24 protein-coding genes are annotated in these 23,051 nt (G+C 69.1%); 11 read left to right on the top strand and 13 right to left on the bottom strand.

Features of this window, described 5'->3' with window-relative positions; genetic code table 11:
- The gene (locus IM660_RS20045; protein WP_484593307.1) at positions 1–414 is read left to right on the top strand and encodes a VapC50 family PIN domain-containing toxin; all 414 of its coding nucleotides are present in this window, start codon (positions 1–3) and stop codon (positions 412–414) included.
- A gap of 148 nt (positions 415–562) precedes the next feature.
- On the opposite strand, the gene IM660_RS01325 is transcribed toward IM660_RS20045, so the two are convergent.
- The 3 genes from IM660_RS01325 to IM660_RS01315 all read right to left on the bottom strand — a co-directional run bounded on the left by IM660_RS01325 (position 563) and on the right by IM660_RS01315 (position 3,293).
- The gene (locus IM660_RS01325) at positions 563–2,152 is read right to left on the bottom strand and encodes a peptide chain release factor 3 (protein WP_193497657.1); all 1,590 of its coding nucleotides are present in this window, start codon (positions 2,150–2,152) and stop codon (positions 563–565) included.
- A 98-nt stretch (positions 2,153–2,250) separates the two neighbouring features.
- A complete protein-coding gene (locus IM660_RS01320) occupies positions 2,251–2,712 on the bottom strand; it encodes a hypothetical protein (RefSeq protein WP_193497656.1) in 462 nt (153 codons plus the stop codon).
- A gap of 65 nt (positions 2,713–2,777) precedes the next feature.
- On the bottom strand, positions 2,778–3,293 hold the full coding sequence (locus IM660_RS01315; protein ID WP_193497655.1) for a hypothetical protein: 516 nt from the start codon (positions 3,291–3,293) through the stop codon (positions 2,778–2,780).
- Positions 3,294–3,498: 205 nt separating this feature from the next.
- Here IM660_RS01315 and IM660_RS01310 point away from each other — a divergent pair, with 205 nt between their 5' ends.
- Positions 3,499–6,042, top strand: coding sequence for an Ig-like domain-containing protein (locus IM660_RS01310; RefSeq protein ID WP_193497654.1), 2,544 nt, complete (start codon positions 3,499–3,501; stop codon positions 6,040–6,042).
- 9 nt (positions 6,043–6,051) lie between these two features.
- Here the strand turns inward: IM660_RS01310 and IM660_RS01305 are convergent, their stop codons facing one another.
- Both IM660_RS01305 and IM660_RS01300 read right to left on the bottom strand, forming a co-directional pair.
- Positions 6,052–6,375 (bottom strand): AzlD domain-containing protein, encoded by a 324-nt coding sequence (locus IM660_RS01305; protein ID WP_193497653.1) that lies wholly within the window; start codon positions 6,373–6,375, stop codon positions 6,052–6,054.
- Positions 6,368–7,081 (bottom strand): AzlC family ABC transporter permease, encoded by a 714-nt coding sequence (locus tag IM660_RS01300; protein WP_193497652.1) that lies wholly within the window; start codon positions 7,079–7,081, stop codon positions 6,368–6,370. Before IM660_RS01300 ends, IM660_RS01305 begins: the two co-directional genes overlap by 8 nt.
- Before the next feature lie 47 nt (positions 7,082–7,128).
- On the opposite strand from IM660_RS01300, the gene IM660_RS01295 reads away from it, so the two are divergent.
- Positions 7,129–7,701: a helix-turn-helix domain-containing protein gene (locus tag IM660_RS01295; RefSeq protein ID WP_193497651.1), complete on the top strand. Its 573-nt coding sequence runs from the start codon at positions 7,129–7,131 to the stop codon at positions 7,699–7,701.
- Positions 7,702–7,769: 68 nt separating this feature from the next.
- Here the strand turns inward: IM660_RS01295 and IM660_RS01290 are convergent, their stop codons facing one another.
- Entirely contained in the window at positions 7,770–8,360 is a 591-nt protein-coding gene (locus IM660_RS01290) for a helix-turn-helix domain-containing protein (protein ID WP_193497650.1), read from the bottom strand.
- 81 nt (positions 8,361–8,441) lie between these two features.
- Here IM660_RS01290 and IM660_RS01285 point away from each other — a divergent pair, with 81 nt between their 5' ends.
- The gene (locus IM660_RS01285; protein WP_193497649.1) at positions 8,442–9,419 is read left to right on the top strand and encodes an NAD(P)/FAD-dependent oxidoreductase; all 978 of its coding nucleotides are present in this window, start codon (positions 8,442–8,444) and stop codon (positions 9,417–9,419) included.
- Between the two features lie 28 nt (positions 9,420–9,447).
- Here the strand turns inward: IM660_RS01285 and IM660_RS01280 are convergent, their stop codons facing one another.
- Complete coding sequence (locus IM660_RS01280; RefSeq protein ID WP_193497648.1) at positions 9,448–9,951, bottom strand: gluconokinase; 504 nt, start codon at positions 9,949–9,951, stop codon at positions 9,448–9,450.
- Between the two features lie 67 nt (positions 9,952–10,018).
- On the bottom strand, positions 10,019–11,758 hold the full coding sequence (locus IM660_RS01275; protein WP_193499162.1) for a gamma-glutamyltransferase family protein: 1,740 nt from the start codon (positions 11,756–11,758) through the stop codon (positions 10,019–10,021).
- A gap of 108 nt (positions 11,759–11,866) precedes the next feature.
- Between IM660_RS01275 and IM660_RS01270 the strand changes: the two genes are divergently transcribed.
- Positions 11,867–13,066 (top strand): MFS transporter, encoded by a 1,200-nt coding sequence (locus IM660_RS01270; RefSeq protein ID WP_193497647.1) that lies wholly within the window; start codon positions 11,867–11,869, stop codon positions 13,064–13,066.
- 1 nt (position 13,067) lies between these two features.
- Here IM660_RS01270 and IM660_RS01265 read toward each other — a convergent pair whose 3' ends face one another.
- Both IM660_RS01265 and IM660_RS01260 read right to left on the bottom strand, forming a co-directional pair.
- A complete protein-coding gene (locus IM660_RS01265) occupies positions 13,068–13,478 on the bottom strand; it encodes a PPOX class F420-dependent oxidoreductase (RefSeq protein WP_193497646.1) in 411 nt (136 codons plus the stop codon).
- 63 nt (positions 13,479–13,541) lie between these two features.
- Entirely contained in the window at positions 13,542–13,877 is a 336-nt protein-coding gene (locus IM660_RS01260; protein ID WP_246465079.1) for an ArsR/SmtB family transcription factor, read from the bottom strand.
- Between the two features lie 88 nt (positions 13,878–13,965).
- Here IM660_RS01260 and IM660_RS01255 point away from each other — a divergent pair, with 88 nt between their 5' ends.
- Together IM660_RS01255 and IM660_RS01250 are read left to right on the top strand one after the other, a co-directional pair.
- A complete protein-coding gene (locus IM660_RS01255; RefSeq protein ID WP_193497644.1) occupies positions 13,966–15,270 on the top strand; it encodes an NAD(P)-binding domain-containing protein in 1,305 nt (434 codons plus the stop codon).
- Positions 15,271–15,467: 197 nt separating this feature from the next.
- On the top strand, positions 15,468–16,799 hold the full coding sequence (locus IM660_RS01250) for an ABC transporter substrate-binding protein (RefSeq protein WP_193497643.1): 1,332 nt from the start codon (positions 15,468–15,470) through the stop codon (positions 16,797–16,799).
- 88 nt (positions 16,800–16,887) lie between these two features.
- Here IM660_RS01250 and IM660_RS01245 read toward each other — a convergent pair whose 3' ends face one another.
- Complete coding sequence (locus IM660_RS01245; RefSeq protein ID WP_193497642.1) at positions 16,888–17,343, bottom strand: hypothetical protein; 456 nt, start codon at positions 17,341–17,343, stop codon at positions 16,888–16,890.
- 124 nt (positions 17,344–17,467) lie between these two features.
- Here IM660_RS01245 and IM660_RS01240 point away from each other — a divergent pair, with 124 nt between their 5' ends.
- Both IM660_RS01240 and IM660_RS01235 read left to right on the top strand, forming a co-directional pair.
- The gene (locus IM660_RS01240) at positions 17,468–18,382 is read left to right on the top strand and encodes a 2-dehydro-3-deoxygalactonokinase (RefSeq protein ID WP_193497641.1); all 915 of its coding nucleotides are present in this window, start codon (positions 17,468–17,470) and stop codon (positions 18,380–18,382) included.
- Complete coding sequence (locus IM660_RS01235) at positions 18,382–19,005, top strand: 2-dehydro-3-deoxy-6-phosphogalactonate aldolase (RefSeq protein ID WP_193497640.1); 624 nt, start codon at positions 18,382–18,384, stop codon at positions 19,003–19,005. The genes IM660_RS01240 and IM660_RS01235 overlap by 1 nt, the downstream gene beginning before the upstream one ends.
- Positions 19,006–19,059: 54 nt before the next feature.
- Here the strand turns inward: IM660_RS01235 and IM660_RS01230 are convergent, their stop codons facing one another.
- Both IM660_RS01230 and IM660_RS01225 read right to left on the bottom strand, forming a co-directional pair.
- A complete protein-coding gene (locus IM660_RS01230; protein ID WP_193497639.1) occupies positions 19,060–20,346 on the bottom strand; it encodes a hypothetical protein in 1,287 nt (428 codons plus the stop codon).
- On the bottom strand, positions 20,330–21,124 hold the full coding sequence (locus IM660_RS01225; protein ID WP_193497638.1) for a deoxyribonuclease IV: 795 nt from the start codon (positions 21,122–21,124) through the stop codon (positions 20,330–20,332). The genes IM660_RS01230 and IM660_RS01225 overlap by 17 nt, the downstream gene beginning before the upstream one ends.
- 128 nt (positions 21,125–21,252) lie before the next feature.
- Between IM660_RS01225 and IM660_RS01220 the strand changes: the two genes are divergently transcribed.
- Both IM660_RS01220 and IM660_RS01215 read left to right on the top strand, forming a co-directional pair.
- A complete protein-coding gene (locus IM660_RS01220; RefSeq protein ID WP_193497637.1) occupies positions 21,253–21,744 on the top strand; it encodes a hypothetical protein in 492 nt (163 codons plus the stop codon).
- 389 nt (positions 21,745–22,133) lie between these two features.
- Complete coding sequence (locus IM660_RS01215) at positions 22,134–23,051, top strand: LLM class F420-dependent oxidoreductase (protein WP_193497636.1); 918 nt, start codon at positions 22,134–22,136, stop codon at positions 23,049–23,051.

Raw genomic sequence — 23,051 nt, 5'->3', positions numbered from 1 at the left:
ATGCTCTTCCCGGTCTTCCTGGACACCAATGTCCTCTACCCGGCGTCTCTCACTGACACGCTCCTGAGACTGGCGGAGGCAGACGTCGTCAGGCCGCACTGGTCAGTCGACGTCATGAATGAGCTCGTCCGAAAATCTTGCCGAGCGGATCGCCAAGGAGAAGGCCGTCACACGAGTTGCCGCCATGCAGAGCGCTTTCCCCGAAGCAACCTGGTCGCGGTGCATCCCGACGAATTCCTTCTCGACCAGCTTGACGTCTACCCACAACTGGTGCGGCGCGCTCTCGAGCGGCAGGCGGCCGAGACCGCTCGGCCCGGCCTGACCCTGCTCGAACTGCTCGGGCACTTCGAGCGCATCAATCTCCGCGGGTTCGCAACGGAACTGCGTCGTCGCTGGCCAGACCTGGCGCGGTAGGAAGATTCGTCGGTGGCGTTCTGGTTCGCTGCGAATCGTCCACTCCGCTCAGACCGTACGACTGATCCCGAGCTCCGGTTCCCGCACGATCAACGCCGCCACGGCCACCGCAATCGGGATCGCCGCGGTGGCGTGTGGCGAGCAGCGATCAGGTGGCGTCGGCGAGCAGCGGTGTGAGAGTCACGTCGGGGTGGGTGCGGCCGATGGAGCGGGCAAGGTAGATGTCGCGCAGCAGGGCCAGGCGGGTGCCGTCGTGGCGGCGGGCGATCTCCACCCCGTGCATCCCGGAGATCTCGGAAGCGCCGGCCTCGTCGATCTTCCGGGCGAGGGAGTACGGCAGGGTGTCCAGGATCAGTCGAGCACCGAACTCGTGCTCCATGCGGTCAGCGGCCACCTCGAACTGCAGCGGTCCGACCGCGGCCAGGATCGGGTTCCCGTCACCGCGCAGGTCGGAGACGAGGCGCTGCACCACACCCTCCTGCACGAGCTTGTCCATCCCCCGGCGGAACTTCTTGGAGGCGCTCGGGTCGGCCACGCGCGCCGAGGCGAAGTGCTCCGGTTCGAAGGCCGGCATCGGCGGGAACTCCACCGCCGGCCCCTCAGGGTCGTAGAGCGTGTCTCCCACGGCGAGGTTGGCGGCGTTCACCAGCCCGACGACGTCCCCTGGGTAGGCGCGATCGGTCACCTCCCGGTCGCGGCCGAAGATCGAGAGGGCGTACTTGGTGGCGAACGCTCGCTTGGTGGGCTGATGGGTGAGGATCATGCCGCGTTCGAACACCCCGGAGCAGACCCGCACGTAGGCGACGTGGTCGCGGTGCTTGGGGTCCATCCCTGCCTGCATCTTGAACACGAAGCCGGAGAAGGCCCCGATGACGGGCCGGTCGTCGCCACTGCGCGTCGGGCGGTCACCGGGAGCGGGTGCCCACCGGTCGATGGTCTCGAACAGCTGGCGTACGCCGATGTTGCTGAGCGCGGCGCCGAACAGGATCGGCATCACGGCGGCCTTGGGAGCGCTGGAGTCGAGCACGGGGAGGAGCCCGGCTTCCTCACGGGCACGGGCGTCGTCCCCGCCGAAGTGCTGGGCCGCGGCCGGAGGATCGAGGGTCTCGTCCTCCGCGAGCTGAGCACCGCCGGGCGCCTTCCGGTAGGCGTGTACCTCCCCGGAGGCCACATCGAGCAGGCCGAACTCTGAGCCGCCGATCCCCACAGGCCAGGTGACGAGCTGAGGATCCCGGTCGAGGCGCTCGGTGATCTCGTCGATCAGTTCCAGCGCCTCCCGCCCGGGGCGGTCCCACTTGTTGATGAACGCGATCACCGGAACGTTGCGGCGCTTGCACACCTCGAACAGCTTGAAGGTCTGCGGCTCCAGGCCCTTGGCGGAGTCGATCAGCATCACGGCACAGTCGACCGCCGTGAGCACGCGGTAGGTGTCCTCGGAGAAGTCGGCGTGGCCGGGGGTGTCGAGCAGGTTGATCGTCAGGTCACCCCAGGCGAACTGCAGCGCAGCCGAGGTGATGGAGATGCCGCGCTTGCGCTCCATCTCCAACCAGTCCGAGACGACGCCGGACCGGTTGCCCTTGCCGTGCACGGCGCCCGCCTCCCCGATCACCTGGGCGTGCAGGGCCAGCGCTTCGGTCAGCGTGGACTTTCCTGCGTCCGGGTGGGATATGACGGCGATGGTGCGGCGGCGATGGGCCTCCGCGGCGATGTCCTGTAACGACGTTCCGTCGGCCTGCATAAGTGGCGACTCCCTCCACCGCAGACTCTAACGGCGGGGGAGGGTGGGGCCGAACTGGCGCCGGTGTGAGGTGACACTCATCGCCTGCCGCCACCGGCTCACTCGGCCTCGGTACCGGACCCTGCGTCGCCGGCCGGGTCAGCGCAGTAGAACAGTTCACCGTCCTCGGCGGCGTGATAGGCGTACTCCTCACCGTCGTGGGTGAGGATGAGGCGGTAGCCCTCGACCAGCGCCTGCGTGTACGACTGACCGGGAGCGGGGCAGCCGATCGCCCCGTTGGGCCAGGTGACCTCCTCGAGCGGCTCAGGAGCGATCTGGTCGTAGGAGACACTCAGTCGTTCGGCGAGGTCCTCGACGGCGGCGCGCTCCTGGTCGGATAGGTCGCCGTAGCGTTCGTCCCAGGACTGCTGCGGGTCGGCGTCGGCCGTCGCGCCGTCGGTGGTTGACTCTGCACTGGTCGAGCCGTCCGGCCCGAGCGTGGTGGCATCGGGATCCTCAGCGCTGGCACCACAACCGACGAGCAGCAGCGATGCTGCGATCCCGGCCATGATCCGACGCATGAGGCCACCTCCTGTCGACCTCATCATAGGTTTCGCCGGCGGGTCCGGCAGGAGGTGCGCCCGCGCTACAGCTCGATCACGGTGTAGCTGACCACACCTTCGCTCGTGATGGAGCTGAGCGTGACCTGCCACTGATCATTGGCGAGGCCCACCATCTCCATATCCCCCGAGCTCATCGAGTACGACTCCTCGGACTCGCCGAAGCCCGCGTCCCGTAGCGACTGCTCGGCGCGCTCGAAGGCGTCCTCACCCGTTGCCTGGATTTGAACGGCCCAGCCCGACCCTTCCTGGGACTCCATGGCCGAAGCGCTGAGAATCTCACCTTCGATCAAGGGGACGTCTGCGGGGAAGCTGTCCGGCAGATCGCCCCCAACCGAGAACGACCCTTCGTCGCTCTCGACGACGAACCCACCGTCCTCGGAGTCGAGGTCGACGTCGACGTTCTCGCCCTCGGCCTCGGCGGCCTCCTCGACGACCCGCTCGACACCTCCCTCGATGAGGCCGCTACATCCGGTCACCGTGGCCATCGCGACCACGGCAACCAGGGTGGCCCACCGGGCAGTCTTTGCGTGACGAGTCATCGATCCGCTCCGTTTCGTCTCCGGCGGCTCCACGCGGGTCGCGGAGCCTTCCGACGCTTAAGAGTGGCCCAAGAAGACCCTGATACGTGACAAGGTCGCCAGGAGTTCACCGCGGCCTCGGTTGCCCAAACCCTTAAGCGGACTATATTCTCCAGATCGGGGCTGACGGGGTTCCGAGACCGACCAGCACAGGGAGAGGTCACGCATGCGTATCGCAGCGCGACGAATGACCCGCACGCTCGCCGTCATCGCTGCGACCGCGGCGGTCATCACCGGCGCGATCGCTCCACAGGCCGCCGGCGCGGACACGCAGGACCCGCCATCCTCACCGGATGACACCGCGGTCGCTCCACTCGCCGCGGACGTTCGGGTGTTCGACACCTGGGAGGAGGCGCACGAACTTCTCGGCCCAGACTGCATCGATGGGAGCATCGTTGTGCCCGGCGACGGCGGCGAGTACGACAACTCCATCGCCAACGCCAGGGTGCAATGCGATCTCACCCTCGATCTGCGCGGATTCGGCTGGTTGCCCTCACTGCGCATGATCGTCGAACCCGGCAACCACTTCACCATCACCAACACCGTGGGGCCGGGCTGCGACTTGGACGTCATGGCTGACCCCGAAGCGTATCCCGAGGACGAGTGCAGCTGGCTCGAAGCGTTTGAGGGTATCGCCGTGCCGTTGGGTGCGAAACTGACGGTCACCGGAGATATCGGTGTGTATGCCCGCGGGTTGGGGCGCGACGCAGCCATCGGAGGCAGCACCAACCATGCGAACACCCATGCCGGCGAGATCGAGATCTCGGGCAATGCGACGGTCCGCGCCCGAGCCGGCGACGGTGCCGCGATCGGCGGCGGCTTCCACAGAGACATCGGCGACGTCCAGGTGAGCGGGAACGGCGGCACGGTCACCATCACCGATCAGGCCTACGTCCTGGCCACCAGCAGCACCATGGTGGAATCCGCAGCAGTGGGCGGATCCAACGGGGGGATCGGCGGCAGCCTCACGCTCGGCCCGGACGCGACGCTCATCGCTGCGGGTGGTGCCACAGCGATCGGTGGCACATGGGGCTCAGGGGACGGGATCGCCGTCATCAACGGCACCCTCTACACCCGCACCCCGATCTTCGACGGCGACCTGATCTGGGACGACGGCGAGTTCACCGTCGGCCCGACCGGGCAGATCCTGGGGTCCGTGGAGGACCCGATCGGCGCCGGGCGGATCGCCGGCACCGGCACCATCGTCAACAACGGGGTGATCGCGCTGACGAATGTGGATCCCCCGAGCATCATCACCAATCACAACTATGACGTGCAGTTCGTGCGGCACCCGGGCACCACGGACGCCGAGGCGGACGAGGAACTGACCACACGGGTGTATGCGCCGGACTTCGGTTCGGGCTACCGCGAGATTCCCGTGCCCGAACCAGGCGTGCTCTGGATGACTGAGCCGGACGGCGGCGGGGCGGTCCTCAACGAATCGACGCAGCTGACGAACTATGCGAACGACGACGGCGTCGTGCGGATCTACGAACACGTCGTCGGCACGACGACCTCGCTCGCGGCATCCAGTCCGATCCGCGACTCCGGGCCCGTCGATGGCGAGCCGGTACGGCTGCTCGCAGTCACGACGAGGGACGAGCAGCTGGGGATCGTTCCCCTCTCAGGCACCGTCACGTTCACCGCGGTGGATGAGGCCGGTGTCTCCCGCGAACTCGGCACCACGCCGGTGGACATCGCGGGCGTCGCCACACTCGACACCTCGCTACCGGCCGGTGACTACACCCTGACGGCGACGTTCGAGAGCGATGAGGCGCGGTATGCCACGTCGACCTCCGATGAGCTCCACAGGACCGTGCAGAAGGCACCGGTGCGCGTGCTGCCACTGGCCGAACCGCCCGACGGCGGGTGGGTGTACCCAGGTCCGGTGGAGATTTCGGCGAGGTTCTTCGCCGAGATCGACCCGGCCGCGTGCGACAGCGATCCGGGCAGCGCGCTGTGCCCGGCGATCGAGACCGGCACCGCAACGCGCGACGGTGAGGCCGTCGAGATCAACGACGGCGTCGCTCACTTCGAGGTCTCCGGCCTCGACGCTGGTGAGCACACCGACACCATCGAGTTCACCGGTGACGACCACCACCTCGATGCATCGGGCACCGTGACGTACGAGATGTCGCGGGCGAGCACCGTGATCGACGTCGACGCATCCGCGGAGGCCGTCGCAGGAGATGCACTTCCCGTGGCCGTCTCCGTGAGTGCCGAGTTCGACTCGTCCGCCCTGACGACTCTGACCACCCTGACGACGTCGAGCGCGTCCCCGAGCGGCACGGTCGAACTCCGGGAAGGCGATCCGAGCGGGGAACTGATCGCGAGTGCGACGCTCGACTCCGAGGGTGCCGCACAGCTCGCACCAGTCTTCGACACCCCCGGCACGTACCACCTCGTGGCGGTCTACACCGGCACCGACAACTTCTCGCCCGTCACCTCGCAGCCCTTCGTCGCGCACGTCACCCGCACCGACTCCGAGGAGCCGGATCCGGGCACCGAGGAACCGGGCGTACCGGATCCCGATCCTCAGGAAACGGACGATTCAGGCGATTCAGGCACAGCCGGATCCGCCAACGATGCTCCGTCCGAACTCGGCCGGACCGGAAGCGACGTGCTCGCGTGGTCCATCGCGGCGCTCGTGATGATCGGCGGTGGCATCGCCGTCGTCGTTGCCCAGCGCACACGTCGGCAACGACGGTAGAAGCCGGAGTCACGCCACCCCCAGCGCGCGCAGCCCGGCCGCACTGGCGGCGGCCACCACCAGCACCACGGGAAGCGGCACTCCACGCCAGGCCAGCACACCGGCGAGCGCCACGCCGGCCACGCGGGCATACCCAGCGAACGCTGCGCCGTCGGTGAGGGCGGCGGTAGCCATGACCGAGGCAAGGACGAGGACGGCTCCATCCTCCATCAATGCCTGCACACGCGGACGGGACTCCAGCAGTTCACCCGCCACACCACCGGTCGTACGGATGGCATAGGTCCCCACGGCCAGGCCGAGGCCGGCGAGCACCACAGTCAGCAGCTCAGGCATGACGCCACCTCCGCAGCAGCACCAGCGGGAGGGCGAGCAGCCCCAGGACGGGGGCGAGCCCGGCCGGGGCCCAGGCCACCGCTGTCACCGAGACGACCGCCGCCACCAGCACCGGCAGCCGCAACCGGCTCTCACGCAGTGCGGGCAACAGTAGCGCCAGGATCACGGCAGGGAAGACGGCATCGAGCCCCCAGACTTGCTGGTCGATCACCCGGCCGAGCAACCCACCGGCCAGGGCTCCGGCGGGCCAGCCGACCAGCACGGAGAAGCCGGCGATCGCGTAGGCACGGCGAGCGCGGTCCGGATCGCGCTGGGCGAGTCCGTAGGCCACCGACTCGTCGTTCATGACATGCGTACGGATCACGCGGGACCAGCCTCGCCCGAGGAGGCGCCGGACCGCCATCCCATACGGAAGGTGCCGGGTGTTGACCAGCAGGGCCGCGACCATGGCCAGCCACGGACTGGTGCCACCCGCAGCCAATCCCACGAACAGCATCTCGGAGGCGCCCGCCAGCACCACGAGACCAAGGAGCGGCGCGAGCCAGACCGGCAGGCCGCCGTCGACGGTGAGCGCGCCGTAGGCGATACCGATGAGGGCGACCGCCAGACCCATGGAGAGCCCGCCGCGCACGAGCGGGTCCCGCAATGCCGATCCGGCCACATTCACCACCCCGAGCCTGTCGAGTGTTCGACGATCCGAACGCATGATCGTTATGATGAACCAGACAATGGGCGTTCGGCAAGTCGAACACGATGGAGGTTCTAGCGAACATGGTGCAAGGGCTACCACGCGAGGTGATCGCGGCCAGCATCCACCGGGAACGCGTGCGATGCGGCTACAGCCTCACCGAACTGGCGCGACTGGCGAACGTCGCGAAGTCCACGCTCTCCCAGCTGGAAGCAGGCGCCGGCAACCCGAGCCTGGAGACCATGTGGGCACTCGCGACCGCCTTGGGTGTGCCGCTGTCTCAGCTCATCGCACCGCCGCGGGCGTCGGTGGACGTCATCCGCGCCGGCTCGGGGCCCTCGGTGCAGGCCACCGACGCCGATTACCTCGCCACGCTGCTCGCAGCTTGCCCGCCAGGGGCGCGCCGCGACCTCTTCCGCATCACAGCCGAGCCGGGACAGCCACATCTCGCGGCGGCCCATGCAGCGGGGACGATCGAGCACGTGTACATCGCGAGCGGCAGGGTCCGGCTAGGACCGGTCGGCGCCGAGGAGACCCTGGAGGCGGGCGACTTCATCACCTACAACGGCACCGAACCCCACACCTTCGAAGCCCTCGACGGGCCAGCTCATGCGCTGCTGGTGAGCGAGCAGCGCTGAGCGAGGGCGGGCCTGACCATCACCTCCCGCCCGCCCAGAGCACTGCAGGAGGTGGGCCAGGAAGGCACCTACCCCCCGGAGCGCTTGCGCGGCGCAGCCCGCAGGTGCGCCCGCTCCCCCTGAGTGCCGAACAGACTGAGGAACTCCACGGCCTCACCGTCGGCCGAGCCGAACCAGTGCGGCACGCGGGTGTCGAACTCGGCCGCCTCTCCTGGTTCCATCACCAGGTCGTGCTCGCCCAGCACCACCCGCAACCGCCCGTTGAGTACATACATCCACTCATACCCCTCGTGCGTCTTCGGCTCAGGCTGAGCGATCGGCCCGGCCGGGATCACCAGCTTGTAGGCCTGGATACCACCGGGGCGACGCGTCAGCGGCAGCATCGTCATCCCGTGCGCCTTCACCGGCTTGAGGTGAATCCGCGGATCGCCGGTGGGCGGCGCATCGACGAGCTCGTCCAGCGAGACGCCGTAGGCCCGTGCCAAGGGCAGCAACAGTTCCAGCGTGGGCTTGCGCGAGCCCGACTCCAACCGGGAGAGCGTGCTCACCGAGATATCGGTGGTTCGCGCCAGCTCGGTGAGGGTGATGTCACGTTCGGTGCGCAGGGCACGTAACCGCGTTCCGATGCCCTCCAGCGCCTGCTCCAGCTCGTCGTCCATCATCCGAGTTTGCCATATCGGCAATGATGCTTGCCAGTATGGGGGGGCGGCACGCATTCTGAGTTGCAGGAGGTGGTCCCCATGACCCAGTTGAAGGATTCCTACGACGTCGTCGTGATCGGCGGCGGCGCCGCCGGACTGAACGGCGCGCTGATGCTGGCCCGCTCACGCCGGAGCGTGGCCGTGATCGATGCCGGCCAGCCCCGCAACGCACCGGCCGATGCCGTGCACGGGCTGTTTGCCCGCGAAGGCACTCCCCCGGCCGAGCTGATCGCGCGCGGTCAGGAGGAGGTGCGCAGTTACGGAGGCGGGGTGTTCTCCGGGGAGGTGAGCGACGTCGTCGGGAGCGTGGGCGACTTCGAGGTGCGCCTGGCCGACGGACGCACCACCCGGGCGCGCCGCATCCTCGTCACCGCCGGGGTGGTGGACGAGCTGCCACCCGTACCCGGACTGGCCGAGCAGTGGGGCCACGGCGTCGTGCACTGCCCGTACTGCCACGGCTGGGAGGTCCGCGACCGGGCGATCGGGGTGCTGGCCACCGGCCCGATGACAGTGCACCAAGCATTGTTGTTCCGCCAGCTCTCCGACGACGTCACGGTCTTCTCCCACGAGGCCGCCCTGGCGCCCGAGGAGCGGGAAAAGTTGGCTGCCGTTGGCATCCGCATCGTCGAGGGCCAGGTGACGGCGGTCGAACAGTCCGCGGGAACCATCACCGGCGTACGCCTCGCCGACGGGACCCTCGTGGCCAGGGAGGCGATCGCCGTCGCCACACGGATGGTGGCCCGGGCGGGCTTCCTCACCAGCCTCGGCCTCACCCCGACCGAGCACCCGAGCGGGATGGGCGTGCACATCCCGGTGGAGGCGATGACGGGGAAGACGGACGTCCCGGGCGTGTGGGCGGCGGGGAATGTCACCGATATGGCGGCGCAGGTCGGGCCGGCGGCCGCGGCGGGCGCGCAGGCGGGTGCCGTGATCAACGCGGACCTGGTGATGAGCGACGCTGCTTCGGCGGTGGCTACGTACCGGGACGCGCTCGCCCCGGCATCGGAGGCTCGGTAGCGCGAGTGGTAGGCGGGGACCGCGGTCTCTAGTCGACCGCGGCGATCGCCTCCGCGATCACGACGTTCGGCGGCGCTGTGGCATCCACGACCTCGCCGGACTCGTCGTCGCGCAATGCTTCGAGCGTGTCGAACTGAGAGGTCAGCAGTGCCGGGGGCATGAAGTGGTCCCGGGCCTGCATCCGGGCATGGATGGTGTCGTAGTCGGCCACCGGGTGCACGAAGAACAGGTCAGGCAACCCGGCCCGCAGCCGGTCGCGGTAGGCGCGGCGCAGAGCCGAGCAGGCCAGCACGGTGCGTTCCCCGGCCGCGGCCCGGCGGGCGATCTCGGCGGCGAGCACGTCCAGCCAGGGCCACCGGTCGTCGTCGGTGAGCGGCGTTCCGGCGCTCATCTTGGCTACGTTGGCCTCCGGGTGGAACTCGTCGCCCTCCAGGAAGACCGCGCCAAGATGGTCCGCGAGCGCAGCACCGATCGTGCTCTTGCCATTGCCGGAGACGCCCATCACCACGATGTGCCGGGGGGTGTGTGTCATTCCCCCATTCTCGCGGGGACACGCACCGCCGCCGAATCGGTGCACCCTGTTGCCTCGAGATCAATCGTCAGCGGCCGACGGCGTACCCCTGCATCCCACGCGGGTTCGCCGCCGCGTGGAGCATCCCGTCCGTCCCGGTGCCGGCGGCACTGAGCCTGCCCAGGGACCACTCCCCAGCCACGTCCACCTCATGCCCCCGGCGCCGCAGCTCGGCCACCACCTCGGCACCGACTCGCCCCTCGATCCGCATCCCGCGTGGCTGGGCCACCCGCGGCGCGAACGAGCTGGGCCAGTGCGTGCAGTGCCAGGACGGCGCATCGATGGCTGCCTGCAGGCCCATACCGAGCACCAGATGGTTGATCAGGAATGGCACGGTCCACTGGTCCTGCTGGTCACCGCCGGGCGTTCCGAACCCCAGCACCCTGCCCTCGCCCAGGAGCATCCCCGGGCTCAGGGTGGTGCGCGGCCGCGCCCCCGGCACCAACGACGACGGCAGACCCTGCTCGAGCCAGAACATCTGCGCCCGGGTACCGAGCGCGAATCCGAGCCCGGGGATCGTCGGGGAGGACTGCAACCACCCACCCGACGGAGTTGCGGCCACCACATTCCCCCACCGGTCGGCCACATCCAGGTGACAGGTGTCGCCACGGGCGACGGTTGGCTCCCCCTGACCAGGGGTGGCCAACCCGTCCGGCCAGGCTCCGCCGTCGGACATCGCGGCCAGTACCCGTGCCGGCAGACGCGGCGCCCGGCCACCCGGGCTGCCGGGGCGCAGCTCGCCACTGGCGCTGTTGCCCACGAGTTGTGCCCGCTCGGCGGCATAGTCCGGGCTGAGCAGGTCCTCGATCGGGACGTCGCCATACTCGGGATCCCCGTACCAGGCCTCCCGGTCGGCGAAGGCGAGCTTGGCCACCTCGGTGACGGTGTGCACGAGGTCAGCGGTCGGCATCTCCGCCAGATCGAAGGTCTCCAGCATGGCCAACTGCTGCAGCAGCACCGGCCCCTGACCCCATGGCTGGGTCTTGGCCACCTGCACCCCAGCGAAGTCGACCGTGAGCGGCTCCTCCTCGCGCGCGCGCCAGGCGTCCAGGTCGGCGCCGGTGAGGAAGCCGCGGTGGGCCCCGTCGCCCACACCATCAAACTGCTCTGTCGCGGCGAAGGCGTCGATGCGCTCGGCCACGAACCCGGAGTAGAAGGCCCGGCGCGCACCCTCAATCTGCTGCTCGCGACCCGGCCCGGCCGCCTCCCCCTCGGCCACCAGGCGTTCGAGCGTGGCCGCCAGCACGGGATTGCGGAACCGTTCACCCGCGACCGGAGGCCTGCCATCGGGCAGATAGATATCAGCGGAGGCGGACCAGTGATCGCCGAACACCTGCTCCAGTCCAGCGACGGTGGCAGCGGCCTGCGCGAGGAAGGGGTACCCCTCGCGGGCGTATCCGATCGCGTACCCGGCCACCTCGCGCAGCCTCATCGTGCCGTAGCGCTCCAGCATCAGCATCCAGGCGCCGAAGGTTCCTGGCACGGTGGCCGCGAGCAGTCCGGTGCCCGGGATCTCCTCGATGCCGTGCGCTGCGTACGCCTCAGGCGTAGCCGACGACGGCGCCACGCCCTGGCCGCAGACCGTGAACGTCCGGCCTGTGCTCGCCTCGTGGCAGAGCACCGGCATATCGCCGCCAAGGCCGTTCAGGTGCGGTTCGACCACGTGCAGCACCAGACCGGAGGCGACCGCGGCATCGAACGCGTTGCCTCCGGCTTCCAGGACCGCCATCCCACTGGCGGAGGCGAGCCAGTGGGTGGAGGCGACCATGCCATGGGTGCCGGTGAGCTCGGGACGGGTGGTGAAGGTCACCGAGCCAGCGTATGCCGCGGCGATGGCAAAGGTGACGGGTGGGCCCGGATGCGATAGGCAGGGAGGGTGCACACCGCGCCGGACCGCCTCTTCCACCGTGACATGGTGCTGCTGCTGGTTGCCACGGTCGGCGCGCTTGCGAATTACGCACTGATGCTTCCGGTGGCGCCGTTGTGGGCGGCCGAGGGCGGTGCGAGCGAGGCGCTGGTGGGCACGATCACCGGCGCGATGATGGCCACCACGGTGCTCACCCAGCTCGCGATGGGGTGGATCTTCCGGATCGCCACGCTGAGGCAGATGATCGTGGTGGGATCGCTGCTGCTCGGCGTGGCCACACCCGCCTACCTCGCATCGACGGCCGTAGCCCCACTGGTGCTGATCTCCGGTGTGCGTGGAGTGGGGTTCGCCCTCGTGGTAGTGGCCGGGGCGGCCCTCGCCGCCGAGCTCGCACCGGCAGGCAAGCTCGCGACGGCGACCGGTGTGTACGGCGTCGCGGCTGGGCTCCCGAACGTGGTCGCCCTGCCGGCCGGTGTGTGGCTCGCGCAGACGTGGGGTTTCGCGCCGATGTTCATCACTGCCAGCGTGCTGGCGGTGCTCGCGGTCCCACTGGCGTTCGCGATCTCCGGCGGGCGCTCCCACGCCGGGTCCGGCAGTGGCAGCGGGCACCTGCCGATGCGCACCTGGGCGAAGTTCCTGGCTCCGACCGCAGTTTTCGCGGCCACGGCTGTCGCGCTCGGTGGCGCGATGACCTTCGTACCGATCGCAGTGCCGGACCCGGGTACGGCCACCGTCGCGCTGTTCGCGCTGTCGGCGCTGATGGTGCTCGGGCGGCTGCTGGCCGGTCGGATCGGGGACCGGGTACGTGCCGGCCGGCTGCTCCTGCCGGCCGCGGTGATCAGCGCCATCGGGATGCTCGGGGTGGCGCTGACCACCGGGGCAGAGGCCGGTGCGCTGACGGTCGTGGCCGCTGCCGTCTTCGGGTTCGGTTTCGGGGCGGTGCAGAACGACTCGCTGGTCACGGTGATGACCCGGGCCGGGCGAAACGGCCTGGGGACGGCGAGCACGGTGTGGAACATCGCCTACGACGGTGGTGTCGGCGTGGGTGCGGTGCTGCTCGGTCTGGTGGTGGCGGCGTCGAGCTACACGTGGGGATTCGCGGTGCTGGCGGTGGCAATCGCGGCGTTCGCGCCGGTGGCGTTCCGGCTGCGAGGCGCCTCGGCGGACTCACCCGGTGGGGCTGCAGGCGTGATCGACGGCGATCGCTGACCTACGTCGCGCGCGAGAGTCCTTCCCGGTCCACAGTCACCTCAAGTCCGACCGCACGACCACCGCGCCGGCGCGGCCGGCCCAGCAGCGTCACGATCGTGAACCATCGAAATCGGTTGCCGTACTTGGCCGTCATCGCCCGCTTCGCCACCCGCAGCTCTGCACCGGACATCACCCGAGCCTCCCCGCGTCGCCAGGCGCCGGTCGGCACGCCGTGGAACGTCGCCTCCGCGAACTCGACCCGCGGGTCCCGGGCAATCCGCCGCACCTTCCACGAACGACTCGGCGTATACCCGTACAGTCGCCCGTCCGCGGGGGCGAGCCAGATCGGAGTGGACACTGGCGTCCCATCTCGCCGGAACGTGGTCAGCGCGAAGTACTCATCGTCTCGATGGCGGACGCGACGTGGCATACCGACATTGTGACTGACGCGGCAGGCCGGCTATCAACGCCTACGGCGCCGGCCGCCGGGCTGTTAGGGCTGGGTACCGATGAGTTCGCGGGTCGCCGACACGAGCACCTCCGTGGACGGCCGGTAGTACGCCCACCGGCCCCGCTGCTCCCGCTGCACGAGACCGGCGTCGACGAGCACCTTCATGTGGTGGGAGACAGTCGGCTGGGACAGTCCGACGGGTTCGGTCAGGTCGCACACACACAGTTCCCCCGCATCGCTGGCAGCGATCAGCGAGAGCAGCTTCACCCGGGTGGGGTCGCCGAGTGCTTTGAACACGGTGGCAATCCGTTCCACGTCGCGTCCAGCCAGAGCTGGGCCGACCTCGGTGCAGCACACGATGGTCCGGGTGGCGGTCATACCGATCATTCTGCCCGTCATATTGACATCTGTCGATCTGAAGTGGATGCTCGACTCATCGAAGAACGTCGATGAATGGAGCACAGTGATGAACCCCGTCGTCATCATCGGAGCCGGCCCGCAGGGCCTGGCCGCCGCAGCCCACCTCATGGAGCGAGGCATGGAACCGCTGGTGCTGGAAGCCGGGCGCCAGCCCGCTGCAGCGGTGGACGAGTGGGGTCATGTGCGGTTGTTCTCGCCCTGGCCGGAGCTGATCGACGGCGCCAGCCGGCGGCTGCTGGAGGGGACTGGATGGAGCGCACCGGATCAGGGTTATCCCACCGGCGCCCAGTGGGTCTCGGAGTACCTGGAGCCGCTGGCGGCCGCCCTCGGCGATCGGGTCCGATACTCGGCCCGTGTGGTCGGTGTCGGACGCAAGGGCCGCGACCTCTCGGTGGACTCCGGGCGCGAGGATCAGCCCTTCACCGTGCACATCGAAACGCCGAACGGAGAGGAGCGCGTCGAGGCGCGCGCAGTGATCGACGCTTCCGGAACGTGGTCGACCCCGAACCCCGCCGGTGCCGACGGACTGCCGGCGGTGGGAGAACGCGACGCGGCCACCGGCGGAATACTCACCTACCGCATCCCCGAGGCGGATTCCCGCTACGCCGGCCGGCACACCGTCGTGATCGGCAACGGCCACTCCGCCGCGACGACGATCGCGAACCTCGCCCGCGTGGCTCGGCGAGACCCCACCACGCGCATCACCTGGGTGCTGCGCCGGGGACAGGTGGGCGACACGTTCGGCGGCGGCCAGGCGGACGAACTGCCGGAACGTGGAGCCCTGGGTCAGCGAGCCAAGCGGGCGGTCGAGTCCGGTCTGGTGCAGCTCGCCACCGGCTTCCGCACCGAGCGGATCGACCTGGTCGACGGTTCGGTGATCGTCAGCGCCGAGGACGGCCGCCGGCTGGATCGCGCCGACCACGTGGTGGTGCTCACCGGTTTCCGGCCCGACCACACGTTCTTGTCCGAGGTGCGCCTCGACCTCGATGTCCGGTTGCAGGCTCCGCCGCGCGTAGCCACCGAGGTGGATCCGAACATCCACTCCTGCGGATCCGTGGCCGCGACCGGCGCGGCCGACCTGGCTCACCCGGAACCAGAGTTCTACATCGTCGGCGCGAAGTCCTACGGCCGGGCCCCCACATTCCTCACCCTCACCGGGTTCGAGCAGGTGCGCAGTGTCGTCGCCCAGCTGGCGGGCGACGAGGAGGCGGCACAACGGGTGGAGCTGGAGCTGCCCGATACGGGAGTCTGTGGCGGAGCGGGCTTGTTCGACGAGCCTGAGCAGGGCGGCGGGTGCTGCACTCCTGCCGCGCAGCCGATCACGCTGGAACCGGCTCCCGCGGGTCGCTGACAGCGCTACTGCCTCAAGCCGACCGCTGAGAACTGCGGCATCGCGAGCGCCGATGCCGCAGTACTCAGCGTTGCGGAAGGTAACGATTCGCCTCGCATGGACGCGCGAGGGCATACACGCGGCCAATCCACGGTTACCGTTCCCACAGATCGCCGCGGCTCGGTGCCGGGCGATATTGAGGAAGGGATGACGAATCGATGAGGACCCCCACACGGACCCGGGCCGGGATCGGCATCGCGACGCTCGGCGTCGCCGCACTCACGCTGGCGGCTTGCTCGCCCGGCAGTTCAGCAGACCCCGACAGCGAGGACTCGGAAGGCACGACGACGGTCACCTTCCGGTTGTGGGACGAAGCCGCGGCCACTGCGTACGAGGAGTCGTTCGACGCTTTCACGGCCGAGAACCCGGAGATCACGGTCGACGTCGAGACCGTCCCATGGGCCAACTACTGGGACCGCCTGCCGCAGGACATCGGCTCCGGCACGATGGCTGACATCTTCTGGACGAACACCTCGAACTTCGGCATCTACGCCGACAACGGCAACCTCATCAACGTCAGCGAGGAGCTGGGCGAGAACGATGGCCTGGTGAGCTCCGCCGTCGAGCTCTACACCCGGGACGAGGCAGTCTGGGGCGTTCCCCAGCTGACCGACTCGATCGCGCTGTTCTACAACGCCGACCTGCTGGAGGAGGCCGGTATCGACCCGGCCACGTTGCGCTGGGACCCCAGCGGTGAGAACGACACGTTCCTTCCAGCAGCCCTGGACCTGACGGTCGACTCCAGCGGCGCGACCGCCGCCGAGGACGGCTTCGACCCGGACAGCATCGAGCAGTACGCCTTCAACGCCCAGAACGATCTGCAGGCGATCTACATCGACTTCCTCGGCTCCAACGGCGCCCAGTACCAGGACGGCGACCAGTACGCCTTCAACAGCCCCGCCGGCGTCGAGTCGTTCGAGTACCTGGTGGACCTGATCAACACCCACCACGTCTCCCCGTCAGCGGCCGAGACGAACCAGAACGGCGATCTCGCCCGCGATCTGTTCGTCCAGGGGCGGATGGCACTGTTCCAGTCAGGGCAGTACTCGTTGCCGCACATGGCCGATGCCGAGTTCGAGTGGGGGCTGGCACCGATGCTGGAGGGCCCGGAAGGTCGGGTCAGCGTGGTGCACAGCGTCGCCGCGGTCGGCAACGCTGACAGTGAGAACATGGACGCCACCCTGGAGGTGCTCCGCTGGCTCGGCACCCCTGAGGGTCAGGAACCGCTCGGTGCCAATGGCGCGGCATTCCCGGCCGCGACCGGTGCGCAGGAGTCCTTCATCAGCTACTGGGAAGAGCAGGGCGTGGACACCTCGGAGTTCATCGCCGCCGCTGAAGGTCAGACGATCGCCGCTCCCCTGGGCCCGCGGGCCAACGCCGGCGCGAACGCGATCGCCCCGTACTTCGAGGAGATGTTCGCTGGGCGGCTGCCGGTGGAGGAGGCGCTGCAGCAGGCGCAGGATGCCGCGAACGAGGCCATCGCCGAGTAGCGGCGAGACGAACTCAGCACGACGCCCCCGCAGCCTGGCTGCGGGGGCGTCGTTTCGTTGTTGTGGTCGGTCCGTGCGTGGTCAGGCTTCAGCCAGCGAGTCCTAGAGCCCCGATCGCGCCGCCGAGCACCGCGATCACGAGCCCGAAGTACTGCATCGGGATGAAGAACAGGGTGTGATGCCCGCGGAAGCGCCGAACGACCTGCGCATGTTCCTTCTCCAGCATCTCGGCTGCGAGCTGTTCAGCCTCCTCGCGGCTGGCCGGCTGGTACCCGGGCACTGGCTGGAACCGACCGGACGCAACCGTCTGCTCCACCTCCGGGCGCCGCGAGGCGATGTACTTGTCCGCACGTCGGCGCGCGTCCCAGGCCTGGAACCACCGCCCGACGAAGAACAGGATGACGCCTGCGACGGCGAGACCGAGCCCGATCGGCAGCGGCTCGTACTCGTCTCCGATCACGAGGCGGAACAGGCCGCCGAGGCCGACACCAACGAGCAGAACGAACAGAAGGCCGAGGATACCCCAGCCACGCCAGATCACCATGAGGAGGAATCTAGCGCTATAGCGGGCCCGGCGGCGCCCGCGAGCACGGGCAGAACTCACCATGCTCGTCCCGGCAGCCGGACGAGGTCGACACCCGGCACCCGTTCACGGTTGGGTAGAGAGCGTGGAACCTGCACTGCTCACCGTCGACTGGGGCACCACCTCGGTCCGCCTCACCGCCGTCGCCGCGGACGGCACCGTCCTCGGTTCGACGCACAGCCACGAGGGCATCCTCACGGTCGGGCAGGAGCCCAGCGCGTACACCCTCACGCTCGACCGCCTCGCCGGGAGCTGGGCCGCCACCCGACCTGCTGTGATCGCGTGCGGCATGGTCGGCAGCGCGAAGGGATGGCGCGAGGCCCCCTACCTTCCGACCCCGGTGGACCTGCTCGACGGCGCACCCCTGACGGAGGTGGCTGGACCCTGGGGTCCGGTGCACCTGGTGCCCGGCGTGTGCACCCACGGTGGTGTGATGCGCGGGGAGGAGACGCAGCTGCTGGGCCTGGTGCTGGCCGGTCACCGTGACGGTGTGGTCGCACTGCCGGGCACTCACACCAAGTGGGCCCTGCTCACCGACGGCAGCCTCACCGGCTTCCACACGGCCATGACCGGTGAGCTCTTCGCCCTGCTGACCACCCACGGCACGCTCGCGCAGGTCGTCGGTTCGCAGGCGCCGGAGGCGCCGGACTGGCCCGCCTTTGAGATGGGCGTGCACCACGGTTTGGCCGGGGCGGGTCTCGGTGCCGCGGCCCTGGCCTTTGGTGTCCGCGCTCGCGCCCTGCTGGAGCAGGTGCCACCGGAGCGGGTGCGTGAGGAGTTGTCCGGAGTGCTCATCGGCAGCGAGATAGCGGGTGCGCTGCATTGGCTTGGCGACCAGCCGGAGACGGTGTCCGTCGTGGCTTCAGCCGGGCTCACCGACCGCTACCGGCGTGCCCTGACCCTGGCCGGTGTGCGGGCTGAGCCTGCCCCGGAGGACGTCACCTCCTCCGCGCTGGTTCACCTGGCTCGACAGGCCGGGCTGATCGAAGGAGCTCACTGATGACCGGTCTGATCGCCATCTTGCGCGGACTCGAGCCCACCAACGCGGCCGAGGTGGGATCCGTGCTCTACGAGTCGGGCTTCCGCACGCTTGAGGTGCCGCTGAACTCTCCGGAGCCGCTGCGCAGCATCGAGATCCTGCGAGAGTCGCTTCCGCAGGACGCGCGCGTGGGGGCCGGCACCGTTCTCACGACGGCGCAGGTCACCTCCGTGAAGGAGGCCGGCGGTCAGCTCGTGGTATCCCCGAACACCAACCCCGAGGTGATCGCCGCGACCGTGGCTGCGGGGCTGGCGAGCTATCCAGGGGTGGCGACCGTCTCGGAGGCGTTCACAGCGATCGACACGGGAGCCGGGGCACTGAAGCTGTTCCCGGCCCAGCAGGTGGGCCTGGCCGGAATGCGCGCCTGGCTGGCGGTCCTGCCTGCGGTCGAGCTCATCCCGGTCGGTGGCGTCGGAGCCGAGCAGATGGCGGAGTGGGTGGGGGCCGGAGCCACCGGGTTCGGGATCGGAAGCTCCTTGTTCGCCCCGGGCGTCGGACTGAATGAGCTGCGCACCCGGGCGCGGGAACTGACACAGGCGTGGGACGCCGCCATCACGGGGCACGAACGGTCAAGCACGGGCTGAGCAGGGGCGCACCCGAGGCAACCGGCGCACGCTGCCGGTGAAGCTGAGCGGGGCTCACCGACCCGACGGGAATCGCCGCGCCGGCCAGCGCGCGATGAGAACGTTGCGTGATCGCCTGCCAAGAACCCGCTCAAGGAGTTGAGCGATCCACGCCAGCACCAGTGCCGCGAGAGTGAGCACGAGCACGAGGCGGATCAGCGGCTGAATGTGCACAAGGGATTCGTGGCCGGCATCAGCCACCACCAGTGCGGAGAAGGCGGCCACACTCGCCGCGCTACCGATGCCAGCGAGCAGTTCGGCGATATCGAGAGAATCCGGTCGGATGTGTCGTGCCACCACGACTGGCGAAGGTGGGTCCGCGGCAGGGTCCGCGACACGCGCGTGGAGAGCGGCGCGTTCGCGCGTGTTCACGACACCGCGCACGATCACGCCCACGATGGCTGCCGCCCCACCCAGGACGCCGAGCACCGCCATCGTGGCGAAGCTGATGTCGATGATCCGTTCGAGCTCGGGTCCGTACTCCCGTGGCTCGGTGTATCTTCCACCGGGCTGGCGGATCGTCAAGCCGAGAACGGCGCATGGGATCGTCGCGGCCAGCAGCAAGCCACCGGCCCGGCTCGCAGCCCGGCCAGAGCGAGCGGCGGGGCCGGGAGGCCGGGCTCGATGCTCGCCCGGTTCGAGCAGGTGGGCCTGGCGCAGTGCCCGCGTGCGCAGACGCGCGGGCCAGTGCGCGTGTGCCTCGGCTGCTGCTCGCTGGTACATCGGCCGGAGCACTCGGCGGACGAGGACGATCCCGAGCCAGGCAAGTCCGACAACGACGCCCGCCCCGGTTGTCACGTTCCACACCACCGGGTGCTGGAGTCCCATAAAGAACGTCACGACAGCCACGAGCACGCTCACCACGATGAGCCCAATCAGGCCGCCCACGAGCGCGCCCCCGACGCTGACCTTGGTGCTCGGCCATTGGTGCCAGATCGGTACCACCCGCTCATCGCCGCCGTGGGCCGCGACCCGTGCCAGAGCCCGTGCAGTACACACCGAGATAACGGCGTCACAAAGCCACACAGTGAGTCCGGCGACAGCTATGGCAACGCCGAGGAGGCCCATCGTCGCGGGAATCCACGAGCGCAGTGTGCTCTCGGGCACCACGTCGCCCAGGATCCCTTCCTCGATCACGAGACCAAACGCGACGACCACAACAATCCCCAAGCCACAACCGACCACGGCAGGGATCACCGTGTCGCGCAGCGCCGCCGCCGCCTGACCGACTGGACCGATCGGGTATTCGTGGGAACGCGGTTCGTTCCGTTCATCCCACGAAGGGTCAGCCGAGGCGTTCACGCAACCAGGCGAGGTCGGCAGCGTGCTCGGCCACGCCACCCGGCGTCTCCACCACGACCGGTGCTCCGGCTTGGCGGACGAGCTCGACGAGTTCATCTCCTGGCAGCGACCCTTGACCGAGGTTGGCGTGCCGGTCGGCCCCGGAGTCGAATGCATCCCGGCTGTCGTTGGCGTGCACCAGATCGATCCGACCGGTGACCGCCGTGACCCGCTCGACGAGCCCGGCGAGTTCTTCCCCGCCTGCGTAGGCATGGCAGGTGTCCAGGCAGAATCCCACCTGGTCGCCGCCGTCAGCCTCCAGCACCGAAGCCCACAGGCGCTCCAGCTTCTCCACCCCGCGAGCCATCGCCTTGTTCCCGCCGGCGGTGTTCTCAATGAAGATCGGCACCTCTGCGTCCAGCTGGTCGATGCACTTACGCCAGTTGTCGAAGCCGGCCGCCTCATCATCGGAGGCGAGAACGTGCCCACCGTGCACCACCACCCCGATGGCGCCGATCTCAGCAGCAAGGCTCACCTGCTTCTGCAGCATCTTCCGGCTCGGGATACGGATCCGGTTGTTCGTGGTGGCCACGTTGATCACATACGGGGCGTGCACCACGAGCGTGATCCCAGCGTCCTCGGCGGCTTGTTTCAGCGCGGCCGGACCGTCCAGGTATCCGACGGCGTGCCCCTTCCAGGCTTGCGGGTCCCCGATGAAGATCTGCGCAAGCTGCGCTCCCCGCGCCTGTGCCTCGCCGATCAGGTCCGCCTGGTCCACATGAGCTCCGAGTACTGCCATGCGCACGAGACTAGCGTCCGGGTCCGACACCTCAGCCGCCCGGCATCCAGGATGGATCGGGCATCGTGCCCGCTGATACTCCCGCTAGTCTCAGTGCGTCCCATCGACTCAGGAGGATCCCCTTGTCCATGCCCGGCCAGGCCCGCGACGTCAGCCTGAACGTCACCCGCAGTACCGGCGTCACCGTGTTCCAGACGAAGCCTGCCCGGCTGGTCTGGACGGCTGACGACCAGATCCAGGTGATCGACCGCTCTCCTCTGGGCGACCAGGAGCTGGTGTTCCACGCCCGCCCGCAGGAGATCACCAAGGCCAGCTACATGGGCAACGCCGGGGCGGCACAGTGCTACCTGACCCTGCGAACCGCGAACGCGAAGGTGAAGGTGGACCTCGGCGGCGCTCACCCCACCCCGCACCAGGGTGAGTCGGTGGAACAGTACAACCAGCGCGTGGCTGCCGAAGGAATCCCGCCGCACCGCTGGTGGACCGACCGGCTCGCCACCTACAACGTTCCGACCAAGTTCTGGAGCTTCGGGAAAGTCTTCGGCATCACGCTGGCGGCGACGCTGGGGGTGCTGGCGATCATCTTCGGTATCGCCGCCCTCGTCTTCGCGCTCTCCTGACGGCAGGCCGGGCGGACCGGCGCCGGGAGCACGACGAAGCCCGCGGGTTCTCGGCGGCTGCCGAGTGCCACCTGGACGAATGGTGGCCCCCGCGGGCTTCCGGTGACTGCCGTGGTCTCGCTAGTGCGCGCGCACTGACGAGACGGCGGTCCGTCCGTGTCATTGACGGGCGACTAGCGGACAGTCACCTCACGCGTCCGAAGAAAATTCACTTCTCGGATCACCTCCTTTCCCGTGTGCGCACCACCGTAGATCCCGACGGCGGAACGCGCCAGGGGTTTTTCGGCGCGTGGGCGCTGGGCGGGTAGGTGCCATGCGCCGTCGGTATCAGCGTCCGGTGGCGACAACGGTCGGCACCGGACGCGGGCGGAGCGTGGCAGGCTGAACCCATGCAGCTGCGCATCTTCACCGAACCCCAGCAAGGCGCCACCTACGACGATCAGCTCGCGGTCGCGAAAGCCACAGAAGACCTCGGCTTCGACGCGTTCTTCCGCTCCGACCACTACCTGGCGATGGGCACGGACGGGCTGCCCGGCCCCACGGACTCCTGGGTGACCCTTGCCGGCCTGGCACGGGAGACCTCGCGGATCCGGCTCGGCACCCTGGTCTCCTCAGCGACATTCCGCCTCCCAGGGGTGCTGGCCATCCAGGTGGCGCAGGTGGACGCGATGTCCGGCGGGCGGGTGGAACTGGGCCTGGGCACTGGTTGGTACGCCCAGGAGCACGCGGCCTACGGCATCCCGTTCCCGGACAAGAGGTTCGGGATCCTCGAGGAGCAACTGGCCGTCGTCACCGGACTGTGGAGCACCCCCACCGGCGAGACATTCTCGTACTCGGGCGAGCACTACCAGCTCAGCGACTCACCCGCGCTGCCCAAGCCGTCACAATCGCCGGTACCGATCGTGATCGGCGGCCAGGGCAAGAAGCGCACCCCCGCGCTCGCCGCCACCTACGCCAGCGACTTCAACCTCGGTTTCGCGCCGCTCGACCAGATCGCCGCCGGCTTCGATCGGGTGCGGCAGGCGTGCCGGGCGATCGAGCGCGACCCCGCCGAGATCACCTACTCGGCCGCGCTGGTCGCCTGCGTGGGCGCGGACGAGGCGGAGTTTCAACGGCGCGCGGCCGCGATCGGCCGGGAACCGGCTGAGCTGCGTGAGCACGGGGTGGCAGGAACTGTCGCCGAGGTCACCGATCGGCTGGCCTGGCTCGCCGACCAGGGCGTGCAGCGCACCTACCTGCAGATCCTTGACCTCTCAGATCTGGATCACCTGGACCTGATCGCCCGTGAGGTGGCGCCGCAGCTCTGA

It is taken from the genome of Ruania alkalisoli (genome assembly GCF_014960965.1).
Taxonomy (GTDB): Bacteria; Actinomycetota; Actinomycetes; order Actinomycetales; family Beutenbergiaceae; genus Ruania; species Ruania alkalisoli.
The sequence above is the reverse complement of the archived record's forward strand: the minus strand, read 5'-3'. Positions and strand labels throughout refer to the sequence as shown.

What these genes read in the sequence shown, in the direction of transcription:
- IM660_RS20045 (WP_484593307.1), top strand. Translation starts at nt 1, where the DNA reads ATGCTCTTCCCGGTCTTCCTGGACACCAATGTCCTCTACCCGGCGTCT.
- IM660_RS01325 (WP_193497657.1), bottom strand. Translation starts at nt 2,152, where the DNA reads ATGCAGGCCGACGGAACGTCGTTACAGGACATCGCCGCGGAGGCCCAT.
- IM660_RS01320 (WP_193497656.1), bottom strand. Translation starts at nt 2,712, where the DNA reads ATGCGTCGGATCATGGCCGGGATCGCAGCATCGCTGCTGCTCGTCGGT.
- IM660_RS01315 (WP_193497655.1), bottom strand. Translation starts at nt 3,293, where the DNA reads ATGACTCGTCACGCAAAGACTGCCCGGTGGGCCACCCTGGTTGCCGTG.
- IM660_RS01310 (WP_193497654.1), top strand. Translation starts at nt 3,499, where the DNA reads ATGCGTATCGCAGCGCGACGAATGACCCGCACGCTCGCCGTCATCGCT.
- IM660_RS01305 (WP_193497653.1), bottom strand. Translation starts at nt 6,375, where the DNA reads ATGCCTGAGCTGCTGACTGTGGTGCTCGCCGGCCTCGGCCTGGCCGTG.
- IM660_RS01300 (WP_193497652.1), bottom strand. Translation starts at nt 7,081, where the DNA reads ATGCGTTCGGATCGTCGAACACTCGACAGGCTCGGGGTGGTGAATGTG.
- IM660_RS01295 (WP_193497651.1), top strand. Translation starts at nt 7,129, where the DNA reads ATGGAGGTTCTAGCGAACATGGTGCAAGGGCTACCACGCGAGGTGATC.
- IM660_RS01290 (WP_193497650.1), bottom strand. Translation starts at nt 8,360, where the DNA reads ATGGACGACGAGCTGGAGCAGGCGCTGGAGGGCATCGGAACGCGGTTA.
- IM660_RS01285 (WP_193497649.1), top strand. Translation starts at nt 8,442, where the DNA reads ATGACCCAGTTGAAGGATTCCTACGACGTCGTCGTGATCGGCGGCGGC.
- IM660_RS01280 (WP_193497648.1), bottom strand. Translation starts at nt 9,951, where the DNA reads ATGACACACACCCCCCGGCACATCGTGGTGATGGGCGTCTCCGGCAAT.
- IM660_RS01275 (WP_193499162.1), bottom strand. Translation starts at nt 11,758, where the DNA reads ATGGTCGCCTCCACCCACTGGCTCGCCTCCGCCAGTGGGATGGCGGTC.
- IM660_RS01265 (WP_193497646.1), bottom strand. Translation starts at nt 13,478, where the DNA reads ATGCCACGTCGCGTCCGCCATCGAGACGATGAGTACTTCGCGCTGACC.
- IM660_RS01260 (WP_246465079.1), bottom strand. Translation starts at nt 13,877, where the DNA reads ATGACCGCCACCCGGACCATCGTGTGCTGCACCGAGGTCGGCCCAGCT.
- IM660_RS01255 (WP_193497644.1), top strand. Translation starts at nt 13,966, where the DNA reads ATGAACCCCGTCGTCATCATCGGAGCCGGCCCGCAGGGCCTGGCCGCC.
- IM660_RS01250 (WP_193497643.1), top strand. Translation starts at nt 15,468, where the DNA reads ATGAGGACCCCCACACGGACCCGGGCCGGGATCGGCATCGCGACGCTC.
- IM660_RS01245 (WP_193497642.1), bottom strand. Translation starts at nt 17,343, where the DNA reads ATGGTGATCTGGCGTGGCTGGGGTATCCTCGGCCTTCTGTTCGTTCTG.
- IM660_RS01235 (WP_193497640.1), top strand. Translation starts at nt 18,382, where the DNA reads ATGACCGGTCTGATCGCCATCTTGCGCGGACTCGAGCCCACCAACGCG.
- IM660_RS01225 (WP_193497638.1), bottom strand. Translation starts at nt 21,124, where the DNA reads ATGGCAGTACTCGGAGCTCATGTGGACCAGGCGGACCTGATCGGCGAG.
- IM660_RS01220 (WP_193497637.1), top strand. Translation starts at nt 21,253, where the DNA reads ATGCCCGGCCAGGCCCGCGACGTCAGCCTGAACGTCACCCGCAGTACC.
- IM660_RS01215 (WP_193497636.1), top strand. Translation starts at nt 22,134, where the DNA reads ATGCAGCTGCGCATCTTCACCGAACCCCAGCAAGGCGCCACCTACGAC.